14 protein-coding genes are annotated in these 12,872 nt (G+C 61.8%); 12 read left to right on the top strand and 2 right to left on the bottom strand.

Annotation, left to right across the window (positions count from 1 at the left end; translation table 11 throughout):
- The first annotated feature begins 99 nt into the window (after positions 1-99).
- The 11 genes from hybO to OKC31_RS10390 all read left to right on the top strand — a co-directional run bounded on the left by hybO (position 100) and on the right by OKC31_RS10390 (position 11,178).
- On the top strand, positions 100-1,233 hold the full coding sequence (hybO, locus tag OKC31_RS10440) for a hydrogenase 2 small subunit (RefSeq protein ID WP_005345182.1): 1,134 nt from the start codon (positions 100-102) through the stop codon (positions 1,231-1,233).
- Between the two features lie 2 nt (positions 1,234-1,235).
- Positions 1,236-2,282, top strand: a complete 1,047-nt coding sequence (gene hybA, locus OKC31_RS10435) for a hydrogenase 2 operon protein HybA (protein ID WP_270656945.1) — start codon at positions 1,236-1,238, stop codon at positions 2,280-2,282.
- Entirely contained in the window at positions 2,275-3,462 is a 1,188-nt protein-coding gene (gene hybB, locus OKC31_RS10430; protein ID WP_005351459.1) for a Ni/Fe-hydrogenase cytochrome b subunit, read from the top strand. Before hybA ends, hybB begins: the two co-directional genes overlap by 8 nt.
- Positions 3,459-5,162 carry a hydrogenase 2 large subunit gene (gene hybC / locus OKC31_RS10425; RefSeq protein ID WP_270656943.1) on the top strand — a complete coding sequence of 568 codons (1,704 nt, stop codon included), beginning with the start codon at positions 3,459-3,461 and terminating at the stop codon, positions 5,160-5,162. Before hybB ends, hybC begins: the two co-directional genes overlap by 4 nt.
- On the top strand, positions 5,162-5,692 hold the full coding sequence (locus tag OKC31_RS10420; protein ID WP_270656942.1) for a HyaD/HybD family hydrogenase maturation endopeptidase: 531 nt from the start codon (positions 5,162-5,164) through the stop codon (positions 5,690-5,692). The genes hybC and OKC31_RS10420 overlap by 1 nt, the downstream gene beginning before the upstream one ends.
- Positions 5,674-6,213: a hydrogenase-2 assembly chaperone gene (hybE, locus tag OKC31_RS10415; protein ID WP_270656941.1), complete on the top strand. Its 540-nt coding sequence runs from the start codon at positions 5,674-5,676 to the stop codon at positions 6,211-6,213. Before OKC31_RS10420 ends, hybE begins: the two co-directional genes overlap by 19 nt.
- Before the next feature lie 131 nt (positions 6,214-6,344).
- Positions 6,345-7,955, top strand: a complete 1,611-nt coding sequence (locus OKC31_RS10410) for an ABC transporter substrate-binding protein (RefSeq protein WP_270656940.1) — start codon at positions 6,345-6,347, stop codon at positions 7,953-7,955.
- Positions 7,940-8,950 (top strand): ABC transporter permease, encoded by a 1,011-nt coding sequence (locus tag OKC31_RS10405; protein ID WP_270656939.1) that lies wholly within the window; start codon positions 7,940-7,942, stop codon positions 8,948-8,950. Before OKC31_RS10410 ends, OKC31_RS10405 begins: the two co-directional genes overlap by 16 nt.
- On the top strand, positions 8,940-9,755 hold the full coding sequence (locus OKC31_RS10400) for an ABC transporter permease (RefSeq protein ID WP_270656938.1): 816 nt from the start codon (positions 8,940-8,942) through the stop codon (positions 9,753-9,755). The genes OKC31_RS10405 and OKC31_RS10400 overlap by 11 nt, the downstream gene beginning before the upstream one ends.
- Positions 9,749-10,537, top strand: coding sequence for an ATP-binding cassette domain-containing protein (locus OKC31_RS10395; RefSeq protein ID WP_005351482.1), 789 nt, complete (start codon positions 9,749-9,751; stop codon positions 10,535-10,537). The genes OKC31_RS10400 and OKC31_RS10395 overlap by 7 nt, the downstream gene beginning before the upstream one ends.
- Positions 10,537-11,178, top strand: coding sequence for an ATP-binding cassette domain-containing protein (locus tag OKC31_RS10390; protein ID WP_270656937.1), 642 nt, complete (start codon positions 10,537-10,539; stop codon positions 11,176-11,178). The genes OKC31_RS10395 and OKC31_RS10390 overlap by 1 nt, the downstream gene beginning before the upstream one ends.
- Before the next feature lie 216 nt (positions 11,179-11,394).
- Here OKC31_RS10390 and hypB read toward each other — a convergent pair whose 3' ends face one another.
- Complete coding sequence (gene hypB / locus OKC31_RS10385; RefSeq protein WP_270656959.1) at positions 11,395-12,237, bottom strand: hydrogenase nickel incorporation protein HypB; 843 nt, start codon at positions 12,235-12,237, stop codon at positions 11,395-11,397.
- Here hypB and OKC31_RS10380 point away from each other — a divergent pair.
- On the top strand, positions 12,118-12,519 hold the full coding sequence (locus OKC31_RS10380) for a hypothetical protein (RefSeq protein ID WP_270656935.1): 402 nt from the start codon (positions 12,118-12,120) through the stop codon (positions 12,517-12,519). The two genes, hypB and OKC31_RS10380, sit on opposite strands and share 120 nt — an antisense overlap.
- On the opposite strand, the gene hypA is transcribed toward OKC31_RS10380, so the two are convergent.
- Positions 12,497-12,838 (bottom strand): hydrogenase maturation nickel metallochaperone HypA, encoded by a 342-nt coding sequence (gene hypA / locus OKC31_RS10375; RefSeq protein ID WP_252656388.1) that lies wholly within the window; start codon positions 12,836-12,838, stop codon positions 12,497-12,499. The genes OKC31_RS10380 and hypA overlap by 23 nt on opposite strands.
- Between the last annotated feature and the right edge of the window lie 34 nt (positions 12,839-12,872).

Raw genomic sequence — 12,872 nt, 5'->3', positions numbered from 1 at the left:
TCGAAATTGATAGAGATCAATACTGCAGGGTGGGTGAGTCCTTAGCATTTCCGCTATTAAGCATTTATCAAACAAGTGCTCACTACGGGAATAAGTAGAATGGTCGAGGATAATTTTTTATCGGCTCATGGGATTAATCGCCGTGATTTTATGAAATTGTGTGCCGGGATGGCCGCAACCCTGGGATTAAGTCAGCATGCTGTCGCCAAGATGGCCACTGCGCTCACCAGCCCCGAACGGCCGCCGGTGATCTGGATTGGGGCGCAGGAGTGCACCGGTTGTACCGAATCGCTGCTGCGCGCCACGCACCCCACTATCGAGAACCTGATCCTCAATACCATTTCGCTGGAGTACCACGAGGTGCTCTCGGCGGCCTTTGGTCATCAGGCGGAAGAGAACAAGCACAACGCCATCAAGCGTTATAAAGGCAAATATGTGCTGGTGGTGGATGGCTCCATTCCGCTGAAAGATGGTGGCGTCTACTGCATGGTGGCCGGTGAGCCCATCGTCGACCATATTCGCCGTGCGGCTGCCGATGCGGCTGCCGTCATTGCCATTGGTTCCTGTGCCGCCTGGGGTGGCGTCCCTGCCAGTGGTGGCAACCCGACCGGCGCTGTCAGCCTTGAAGAGGCGCTCGGCAATATCGGCACCCCCATCATCAATATCCCGGGTTGCCCGCCCAATCCTCACAACTTCCTCACCACGGTTGCCTACTACATCACCTACGGCAAGCTGCCAGCGCTGGATAGCAAGAAACGTCCGCTGTTTGCCTATGAGCGACTGATCCACGAGAACTGCGAGCGTCGTCCGCACTTCGACGCAGGGCGTTTTGCCAAGGAGTTTGGCGATGAGGGGCACCGTCAGGGCTGGTGTCTCTACCATCTGGGCTGCAAGGGGCCGGAGACCTACGGCAACTGTTCAACTCTGGAGTTCTGCGATGTGGGCGGTGGCATCTGGCCGGTCGGCATCGGTCACCCCTGTTATGGCTGTAACGAGCAGGGGGTCGGTTTTAGCAAGGGGATCTTCCAGCTTGCCAAGGTAGAAAACCCGACTCCGAGGGTGGATAAACCAGATGTGAAGATCCAGGAGGGGGGCTATACCTCGCCCACCGCGACTGGCCTGATCGGTGGCGCCCTCGGGGTGCTGGTGGGGGTGAGTCTGATGACGGTGCGTGAACTCGGTCGCCAGCAGAAGCGCCACGAAGCCGGGCAGCACCCATCACGGGAGGAGTAACCGTGAACAGACGCAACTTCCTCAAATTTGCCTCCGTCGGTGCGCTGGCGGCGGGCACAGCCGTACCCGGCAGCGCACTGGCGGCGGCCAAGAACAAGCCGCCCATTCCCGGCGCACTCGGCATGCTCTACGACTCCACCCTCTGCGTCGGCTGTCAGGCCTGTGTGGCGGAGTGTCAGCGCCTCAACGGCAACCCGGCCAATCCAGCCGGGGCGCAGACCTGGTCCAACAACGACAAGCTGACCCCCTACACCAACAACATCATTCAGGTGTGGAAGAGCGGCACTGGCGAGCACAAGGATCAGCTGGTGGATGGCTACGCCTACATCAAGAAGCAGTGCATGCACTGTGTCGATCCCAACTGCGTCTCTGTCTGTCCGGTGCAGGCTCTTAAAAAAGATCCCAAGACCGGCATCGTTCACTACGACCCGAGCGTCTGCACCGGCTGTCGCTACTGCATGGTGGGTTGCCCGTTCGATGTGCCCAAATATGACTACGACAATCCGCTGGGGGCGATCCACAAGTGCGAGCTCTGCAACCAGAAGGGGCTTGAGCGGATCGATCAGGGCAAGTTGCCCGGCTGTGTCGAGGTGTGCCCCACTGGCGCCGTCATCTTCGGCACCCGCGAGGAGCTGATGGCCGAGGCCAAGCGTCGCCTGCTGGCGACCCCGGGCAGCGAATATGCCTATCCGCGCCAGACCCTCTCTGCCAACGACCCTTACCTGCACGAGGTACCCAACTACCAGCCTTACGTCTATGGCGAGAAGGAGGGGGGCGGCACCCAGGTGCTGGTGCTGGCCGGGGTGCCCTATACCAAGCTCGACATGCCCGACTTGCCGGAGCTCTCCTCCGGTGCCCGCTCCGAGCATATCCAGCACACCCTCTACAAGGGGATGGTGCTGCCCATGGTGGTGCTGACCGGCCTTTCGGTGCTCATTCGCCGCAACACCAAGAATGGTCACGATCATCATCACGATGATGGCCATGATCAGGGGAGTGCGCAGATCAAGGATCAGGGCACCACAAAGGGAGGCAAGGATCATGAGTAACCACAAGGCACATCCCCTCGGCGGCAAGCTGGTCAGCTGGCCTGTGCTGGTGCTGGCCCCCTTTGCCGTGTTGTGCGGCATGTTGATCTTGAAGCGCCTCGTCTTTGGGCTGGGCTCGGTCACCGATCTGAACGGTGGCTATCCCTGGGGTCTCTGGATCTCGTTCGATCTCTTGATCGGTACCGGTTTCGCCTGTGGCGGCTGGGCGCTGGCCTGGGCTGTCTATGTGTTCAACCGGGGCGAGTATCATCCGCTGGTGCGACCGGCCCTGTTGGCGAGCCTGTTTGGCTACTCGCTGGGCGGTCTCTCCATCACCATCGACGTGGGGCGTTACTGGAACCTTCCGTACTTCTACCTGCCCGGTCACTTCAACACCTCCTCGGTGCTGTTCGAGACAGCGGTCTGCATGACCATCTATATCGGGGTGATGGCGCTGGAGTTTGCGCCCGTGCTGCTGGAGAAGTTCGGCTGGAAGGCGTCCCTCATTCGCCTCAACAAGATCATGTTCTTCGTGCTGGCGCTGGGGGCGTTGCTGCCCACCATGCACCAATCCTCGATGGGCTCGTTGATGATAGTGGCGGGGGAGAAGATCCATCCGCTCTGGCAAAGCTACGAGTTGCTGCCGGTCTTTTCGCTGCTGACCGCATTTATCATGGGCTTCTCCATCGTGGTATTTGAGGGCTCCTTGGTGCAGGCGGGACTGGCGGGGCGTGGCCCCAATGAGAAGTCACTCTTCTACAAGCTGACCCAGGTGATCGATATCTTCCTGATCCTGTTTGTGGCGCTGCGCTTTGCCGAGATCGTCATCCACGACAAGTCGGAGTATCTCTCCGAGTTCAATCGCTTCTCCATCATGTTCTGGAGCGAGATTGCGCTGATGATCTTCCCGCTGCTGGTGTTCCACTGGGACAAGAGCCGCCGGGATTCGCGCATGTTGTTCCTGGGGGCCCTCAGCATGCTGCTGGGCGCCGCCCTCTGGCGACTGGATTACTCCCTGCTCGCCTTCAACCCCGGCAATGGCTACCACTACTTCCCCTCCGCGGAGGAGGTGCTGATCTCTCTGGGCTTTGTTGCCATCGAGGTGTGTGCCTATTTGCTGTTGATCCGGCTCTTGCCGGTACTGCCATCACTTGAACGTGTTCACCAAGATTATCAGGCCCGAGGGAAAGCCAACGTATGAGCCAACGTATCACCATAGACCCCATCACCCGCATTGAGGGGCACCTGCGTATCGACTGCGAAATCGAAGGCGGTAAAGTGACCAAAGCCTGGTCGTCCGGCACCATGTGGCGCGGGATGGAGGAGATCGTCAAGGGCAACGACCCGCGCGATGCCTGGATGATAGTGCAGCGCATTTGCGGGGTATGTACCTCCATTCACGCCATCGCCTCGGTGCGGGCTGTGGAGAATGCCATCGGCGCCAAGGTGCCGGTCAACGCCCAGTTTATCCGCAACCTCATCATCGCGGCCCACAACATCCACGATCACATCGTCCACTTCTATCAGCTCTCCGCGCTGGACTGGGTGGACATCACCGCGGCCCTTGAGGCCAATCCGCAAAAAGCGGCGGACATGCTCAAGGGTGTATCAACCTGGTCCCTCAACAGTGCCGATGAACTGACCAAGGTGCAGGACAAGATCCGCGCGCTGGTGGCGAGCGGCCAGCTCGGCATCTTTGCCAACGGTTACTGGGGTCACAAGGAGATGAAGCTGAGCCCGGAGGTAAACCTCATCGCCGTGGCCCACTACCTGCAGGCGCTGGAGTGCCAGCGCGATGCCAACCGCATTGTCGCCATCCTCGGTGGCAAGAGCCCGCACATCCAGAATCTGGCGGTGGGCGGCGTGGCCAACCCCATCAATCTGGATGCACCTAGCGTGCTCAACCTGGAGCGGCTGCTCTATGTGAAGAGCTTTATCGACCGGCTCGGCGAGTTTATCGAGCAGGTCTACAAGGTGGATGCCGCCATCATAGCCGCGCACTATCCTGAGTGGCTGACGCTGGGGCAGGGGGCCAAGCACTACCTGAGCGTGCCGGAGCTGCCCACCGACGCCAATGGCGGCAGCTTCCTGATGCCGGGCGGCTATATCGAGAATGGCAATCTGGCGGGATATCGCCCCATCGAGAGCCATCAGGATGGCTGGCTGATGGACGGCATCGCCGAGAGCAACAAGCACGCCTGGTACAAGGATGACGAGCCCCTCAAACCCTGGGAAGGCAAGACCGAGCCCGATTACACCGGCTGGCAGGATAACGGCAAATACTCCTGGGTCAAATCCCCCACCTTCTACGGCAAGGTGGTGGAGGTGGGGCCGCTTGCCGACTTGCTGGTGAAGCTCGCCGCCAAGCACCCGGAGACGGTAGCGCACTTCGATCAGCTGAACGGCATCTACAAGGCGCTCACCGGCTCTGCCATCAAGACCGAGCAGCTGCACTCCACCATGGGTCGCATCATCGGTCGCGCGGTGCGCTGCTGCGTGCTCAAAGATACTCTGTCCCATCAGTGGAAGGCGCTGGTGGACAACATCGGCAAGGGGGACACCACCGCCTATATCAAGGCGGAGATCCCGGCGGACAAGGAGTTTCGCGGAGTGGGCTTTGAAGAGGCACCGCGCGGCATGCTCTCCCACTGGATCGTCATCAAGGGCGGCAAGATCGAGAACTATCAGGCGGTGGTGCCATCGACCTGGAACTCGGGCCCGCGCAACTTCAATGACGAGCCCGGCCCCTACGAGCAGGCGCTGGTGGGCACCCCGGTAGCCGATCCCGCCAAACCGCTGGAGGTGGTGCGCACCATCCACTCGTTCGATCCCTGCATGTCCTGCGCGGTGCATGTGGTAGATACCCAGAATGGCGAAACAACTCAGGTGAAGGTGTTGTGATGAACATCCTGATCTTGGGCGTCGGCAACCTGCTGTTGAGCGATGAGGCGGTGGGGGTTCGCATCGTCGAGGCGCTGGGGCGCAACTACCGTTTCGCCCCCGGCATCGAGCTGCTCGATGGCGGTACCGCCGGCATGGAGTTGCTCGAAGCGATGGCCAGTCGCGATCACATCATTCTGGCGGATGCGGTGCGCAGCGGTAATCCGCCGGGGACAGTGGTGACCCTGAAGGATGAAGAGATCCCGACCCTGTTTGGCCGCAAGATCTCCCCCCATCAGCTGGGGCTGGCGGATGTGCTCTCGGCGTTGCATATGACGGGGGAGTCGCCCAAGCGGCTCACCCTGATCGGGGTCGAGCCTGAATCCCTCGAACCCCGCATCGGCCTCACCCCCGTGGTGATGGCTGCCATGGGGGAGGCGACGGATCGGATTTTGACCCTGCTGGCTGCCGTTGGTGCGCCCGCCATTCCGCTCTCTGAGCAGGAGAAAGCTGAACAAGCACTGGAGGGCCTATGGCGCAGTCCCATTTAAGCGAGGCTGAGAGAGTGCTGGAGAGAGGACCGGAGACGGCACAGGAGTTTGCCGGTTTTGCCAGCGATCCCGCGCCTCTGCTGGTAGCCCAGTACGAGCGGATCGCTCGCGAAGAGATGCAGGCGTTGCCCTTCTATCACGCCAGCATGCCAATCGTGGCGGAGTGTGTGTTGTTTGAAGACCAGTGGCTCGGCTGCGTGCTCACCCCCTGGATGCTGAGCGTGGTGCTGCTGCCGGGGCCGGATCAGCTTTGGCCGGTGCGCAGCAGCAGCGATCGGCTCGCCCTGCAGCTCCCCTGCGGCAACATGACCTTTATGGTGGGTGAATTGCCCGAAAGTGGTCAGTTGCTGGCCTGCTCCCTGATGTCGCCGCTCGATCCCCATCTCGGGGCCGGGGAGGGGCGAGCACTGGTGAGCAGCACCCTCAAGATGCTGCTCTCCTTGCCGGTGCAGCAAGGGGCTGGCGGCGTGGATCTGGGGCGCAGACGGCTATTCGGTGCCCGGCGCGGTCAACCGGCATAGTCGCTAGGTTTCACGCGAAATCAAGTTTAGAATAGGGGGCCATTTTGGCCCCTCACTCCCATGTTCAGACACGCATTGCGCCTCTTTTTTGAGTGATGATCCGTGAGTGGTACAAAACAAGAAGGATCCCCATGACTGTTTCTCGCAATTCCCTTCGCCATTACGCCAGATCCAGCGCTACTGCCCTGTTGACTCTGCTGCTGGGCACTGCCTCTCACGCGGCGCTGGCCGCTGCTCAACCTGTGCCTGCCGAGCTCAAGCTCGCCATCGGAGCCGAACCCACCGAAGGGTTTGATCCTCTGCTTGGCTGGAGTCACGGCAGCTACCTGCTGCTGCACAGCCCGCTGCTCAAACAGAACGCCGATCTCAGCTGGCAGAATGTGCTCACCCAATCGGTGACCCCGAGCAAGGATGGCAAGGGGTGGCTCATTACCCTCAAGCCTGACCTGAAATTCTCCAACGGCGCGCCGCTCACCGCAGAGGATGTGGCCTTTACCTACAACAGCGCAGCCCAGGGCGGCGGCAAGATCGACATGGGCAACTTTGTCTCGGCCAAGGTGCTCTCGCCCACCGAGGTTGCCATCACCCTGAGTGCCCCCCAGAGCACCTTTGTCAACGTGCTGGGATCTTTGGGGATAGTGTCGAAGAAGGATTACGACGCAAAAGCGTACGCCCAAAAGCCGGTCGGCGCTGGCCCTTACCGGCTGGTGAGCTTCCTGCCCGGCCAACAGCTGGTGGTGGAGGCGAACCCCTATTACGCCGGCGGCAACAATGACTTCAAACGGCTGGTGTTTGTCTTTATCGATGAAGAGAGCGCCTATGCCGCGGCCCAGAGCAGCCAGCTTGATGTGGTGCGCATTGCCCCGTCGCTGGCGCCCAGCGTGCCTTCTTCCCTCAAGCTATGGGTGCGGCCGAGTGTCGAGAACCGCGGCATCGTCTTCCCCATTCCGCCAGCGGGTGGCAAGGATGCCAAGGGTTATCCCATCGGCAACGACGTGACTTCGGATGTGGCGGTGCGCCGCGCCATCAACTACGCCATCGACCGCAAGCTGCTGGCCGACCAGCTGCTGGAGGGGCACGCCATCCCCGCCTACAGCGCGGTGGAAGGCCTGCCCTGGCTGAACAAGGCCACCGCCTTCAAGGATGGGGATGCGGCCCACGCCAACGCCCTGCTCGACGACGCGGGCTGGAAGATGGGCAGTGACGGCATTCGCCACAAGGGCGACCTGCGCGCCGCCGTTACCCTCTGGTACACCAGCGGTGACAGCACTCGCCGGGATCTGGCGGAAGCGGTGCGCGCCATGCTCAAGCCCATTGGTCTTGAGGTGAGCCTCAAGTCCGGCAGCTGGGAGCAGGTGGAGCGGGAGATGCACGCCAATCCGGTGCTGATGGGGTGGGGGAGTCTGGATCCCATGGAGCTCTATCACCACTACCAGAGCGGCTCCGGTGGCGTGGAGTTCTACAACCCTGGCTACTACAGCAACCCTGTGGTGGATGGCCACCTCAAGCAGGCGCTGGATGCCCCCAACTGGCAGGCGGCCGTGCCGTTCTGGCAGCAGGTGGAGTGGGATGGCAAAACCGGCGCCGGGGTACAGGGGGATGCCGCCTGGGCCTGGCTGCTCAATGTGCAGCACACCTATCTCGCCAACCGTTGCATCGATCTTGGCAAGGGGGCGCCGGAAATCCACGGTAGCTGGTCCCTGCTCAACAACCTGCAGGATTGGCGGTGGACGTGCCGCTAAGTTCGCCCTTGAGTCATTCAGGTTATCTGTTGCTAAAAGCCCTGCTGCGTCTGGCAGGGCTGTTATGTCTGGTCTCGGTCGCCACCTTTGTGCTGCTGAGTTACTCCCCCATCGACCCCATCAAGGCCTATATCGGCAACGATCTGCTCCATGTGCCGCCGGAACAGTACGCCCGCATCGCTGCTCGCTGGGGGCTGGATCAGCCGCTCTGGCTGCGCTATTGGCACTGGTTTACCCAGGTGCTGCAGGGGGATCTCGGTTACTCCATGCTCTACAACGCGCCTGTGGGTGAAGTCATAGGCCAGCGCTTTGCAGCCTCCTTCCTGCTGCTGACGGGCGCCTGGCTGCTCTCCGGCTTTTTCGGCATTCTGCTTGGCCTCTGCGCCGGTCGCTATCTCAATCGTTGGCCCGATCGCCTGATTTGCCGTTTTGCCTATCTGCTTGCCTCCCTGCCCACCTTCTGGGTCGGCCTGTTGCTGCTCGCCCTGTTTGCGGTGCATTGGCCACTACTGCCAGTCTGCTGCGCCTGGACGCCGGGCCTCTCCGCCGATGAGGCAGATTGGGCTATGCGAGCGCGCCATCTGTTGCTGCCGGTGACGACCCTGGCGCTGCTCGGGGTGGGCAACATTGCCCTGCATACCCGGGGGCGGGTGGCCGAGGTGCTGGCGAGCGACTTTATCCGCTACGCCCGCGCTCAGGGGGATGGTGGCTGGCCCATGCTGCGTTTTCATGTGCTGCGCCATGCCCTGACCCCGGCGCTCTGCCTGCAGTTTGCCTCCCTTGGCGAGCTGATTGGCGGATCGCTCTTGGCCGAGAAGGTCTTCTCCTACCCGGGGCTCGGCCAGGCCACCGTGGATGCAGGGCTGCGGGGCGATATCCCCCTGCTGATGGGCATAGTGCTCTTCTGCACCCTGCTGGTCTTTATTGGCAACACGGTGGCCAGTTTGCTGCTGGCGCGCATCAATCGGGGTTGGGAGGGCGAGCATGCTGTTTAACCCGTTTCCCTCCATACTGCGGCTGGGTTTTGCCCTGCTCGGATTGGCGCTGCTGGCTACTTACGGCTGGAGCCTCTCTCATCAGGATGTGCCGATGGATCTGCTGGCGCGCCAGCAGCCTCCCTCGCTGACCCACTGGTTCGGCACAGATCAGATGGGGCGGGATCTCTGGTTGCGTGCCTTTCAGGGCACCCTCACCAGTCTGGAGCTGGGCATCAGCACGGCGCTCTGCAGTGGCCTGCTGGCCATGGTGGCGGCAAGCGTGTCGCTCATCCATCCCAGATGCGATGCAACTGTGCGAATGGTGATCGACGCCATGTTGGCGCTGCCCCATATGCTGCTGCTGATCCTTATCTGCTTTACCGTAGGGGGCGGCATGCACGGGGTGATCCTGGCGGTGGCGCTCACCCACTGGCCCAAGTTGGCACTCATTCTTTGCGCAGAAGCGCGGCGGATCGCCTGCAGCGACTACGTGGTGCTGGCCCGCTGTCAGGGGATGGGTGCGCTGCGTCGCTGGCGCATCCACCTGCTGCCGGGGCTGTTGCCCCAGTGGTTTATCGGCACCTTGCTGATGTTTCCCCATGCGGTACTACACAGCGCGGCCTTGAGCTTTCTCGGCTTTGGTCTGGCGGCCCACGAGGCCTCGCTGGGCCTGCTGCTGGCCGATGCCCTGCGTTATCTGGCCGGTGGCGGTTGGTGGCTGGCCCTCTTCCCGGGACTGATGTTGCTGCTGCTGGTACTGCTGTTTGATCAGGCCACTCGCGCCTTGCAACAGCTGTTGTGGCACAGGAGTGAACCATGCTGAGTTTTGATCAGGTGACCATAGAGGCGGCCCACTACTCCTGGCTGGGACGGCGCAGCTGGCAGCCTTTGCTGACCGATATCAGCCTGCAACTGGCGACTGGGGAGATAGTGGCGCTGGTGGGGGGGAGCGGCGAGGGCAAGAGCCTGCTGCTGCAAAGCGCCCTGACCCTGCTGCCGGACAATCTGCGCATGCGCGGCACCATCTCCCTCGATGGCACGCCACTGTGCGATGCCAGTCGGGCCCGTCTGCGCGGCCACACCCTCTGCTATGTGCCGCAGGGGGTAAGCGCCCTCAATCCGCTGCTGACGGTGGAGCGCCAGCTTGGCCGCGCGGCGCGCCTCTGCGGTCAGAGCGGTTCTCGCGAGCGGCTCGGCGAGCAGTTGCTGCGCTACCAGCTGCCCGCGACCACCCTGGACAGATTCCCGCGCCAGCTCTCCGGTGGCATGGCCAAGCGCATTCTGGCCTGCACTGCGGCCCTTGGTGGTGCCCGCTACATTCTGGCGGACGAGATCACCGCCTGGCTCGACGAGGGGCTGGCCTGCCAGCTGCTCAGCCAGTTGCGTGAATTGGCCAATCAGGGCAGCGGCATCCTCTGGGTGACTCACGATCTGGCGCTGGCGGCCCGCTTTGCCGATCGCATTGTGGCGCTCCATAAGGGCCAAGTGAGCGATACCTTGAGCAGCCACCATCTGCGGCAAGGGCAGGGGAGCGAGATGCTCCGTGCCCACTGGCAGGCGCTGCCGGAATTCAACGCGCTCTTCTCTGTGCCGGAGGTTTCCTGATGTTGGAAGTACGAAATCTCACTATCGCCCAGGGGGAACGTCCCCTCTGGCAGGGGTTATCGCTGACGGTGAAAGCGGGCGAGCGGCTCGGCATCTCCGCACCGAGCGGCCATGGCAAGACCACGCTGGGGCGAGTGTTGGCGGGTTGGCAACCGGTTGGGGCCGGCGGGCAGCTCCTGCTGGATGGGCTGCCGGTGCCTGAACAGGTAAAAGGTTATAACCCCATCCAGCTGGTGCCCCAGCACCCGGAGCTCACCTTCAATCCCTATCGCACCACCGGGCAGGCGCTCTGGGATGTATGGCGCCCCGATGACGCCATGCTGGCTCGCTTTATGGTCAAGCCTGAATGGCTTGGTCGTAAACCCGGTCAGCTCTCCGGTGGCGAGCTGGCCCGCATCGCGCTGCTGCGCGCCCTCGATCCCCGCACCCGGTTGCTTGTCGCTGATGAGGTGACCGCCCAGCTGGATCCGCAAATCCAGCGTCAGCTCTGGCGGGAGTTGATGATTGAGTGCGAACAGCGCGGGCTTGGCATGCTTGTCTTCAGTCACCAGCAGGCGCTGCTGCGCCAGATCTGCCATCGGGTGCTGCGCTTTGGTGAGGCGCCTCTTGCGACGGGCGTATTGGCCGAAAGCGCGGCCTGAGGATTGGCTTCCCCCTCATCCCCAGCCCTTCTCCCGCAAGGGGAGAAGGGAGCAGACGGTGACTCTCCCTGGGGAGAGGGCCAGGGTGAGGGGGCGAGTATGAAACGCTGGCCACTCTGGACAGATAGCACGGCGGGCAAGATTCGCAGATAAAAGAGAGGGAGGCATCAGCCTCCCTCTCTTATTTTCTACCCTTATCAGCGGGGTTTAACCGGTTCAGGCACTGGCCAGCCAGTTAAGCCAGGCATTCATCCCTTCGCCTGTGGTGGCGCTGACTTGGATCACCTGAATATAGGGGTTGACCCGTTTGGCGTTCTCGATGCAGCGGGCCACGTCAAAACTGACGTAGGGCAGCAGATCAATCTTGTTGATCACCATCAGCTGGGCGGCGGCGAACATATCCGGGTATTTCAGCGGCTTCTCTTCCCCCTCGGTGACGGAGAGGATCGCCACCTTGTACTTCTCGCCAAGATCGAAGCTGGCGGGGCAGACCAGATTGCCCACGTTCTCGATAAAGAGGATGCCCCCTTGATTGGCAGGCAGCTGGTGGCAGGCGTCGTGCACCATTTTGGCGTCCAGATGGCAGCCCTTGCCGGTGTTGATCTGCACAGCAGGCACGCCGGTGGCACGGATGCGATCCGCATCGGCGCTGGTCTGCTGATCCCCTTCGATCACCGCGCAGGGGCGTTTTTCGGCCAGCAGGCGCAGGGTTTCGCACAGCAAAGTGGTTTTGCCTGAACCCGGGCTAGAGACGAGATTGAGCACCAGCTGGGTCGCTTCGTCGAAGTGTTCGCGGTTGTGGGCTGCCAGCGCATTGTTCTTGGCCAGCACATCCATCTCGATGGCGATCAGCTGACGCTGCCCCATGCCGGGCACCGACAATCCCGCTTCCCCTTTGCCGTAGTGCAGATCACCCTGCTGGTGGTCATGGTCATGGTCATGGTCATGGTCATGGTCATGGCTGTGATCATGGGGATGCGCGTGGGAATGGCCGTGGTCATGAGAGTGGACATGATCATGATGATGGTCGTGGGGGTGATCATAGTGGTGCTCATGCAGCTGATCATGCCCCTCATGGCTTATGGGAGCCCGCACCCCGTGGTAGTGGTGATGGACATCTCCCTGATGGTGATAGTGGTGGTGAATGATCAGGGTGCGCGGCGCACCCTGCTCGTGGTCATGATGATGGGCGTCATGAGCATGATGATGGTCGTGCTTATGACCATGTTCATGGTGATGTTCATGTTCGTGATGATGCTCATGATCGTGCTCATGGCCGGCGATCCGCGCCTGGCCGCATCCGCATACGCTACACATATCAACTTACCTCAATGTCGGTGATGCGCAGGCTATCACCCTGCGCGACTCGTAATTTGTATCCGCCACACTCGGGACAGGCCTGCCCGCGCTCGGTGAGGGTGACCGTCTGGTTGCAGTCGTAACACCAAGCCTCTGCCGCCTTGTGTTGAAAGTGAAGCTGGGCCCCTTCGACGGCAGTGCCCTTGGCGGCCGCCTCGAAGCAGAAGGCGATTGTGTCAGGGTCGACGCAGGAGAAGCTGCCAACCTCGAGCCAGAGGGCGGTCACCTTGTTAAAGCCCCGCTGGGTGGCCTGTTCGGCCGCCAGATCGATGGCAGCCATGGCCAGAGACATTTCGTGCATGGTGGCTCCTTAACCCATATGGGGAGGAGCAGTG

It is taken from the genome of Aeromonas sp. Y293-4 (assembly GCF_027705905.1).
GTDB classification, from domain to species: Bacteria; Pseudomonadota; Gammaproteobacteria; order Enterobacterales; family Aeromonadaceae; genus Aeromonas; species Aeromonas veronii.
This window is presented reverse-complemented; position numbering and strand designations above follow the sequence as displayed.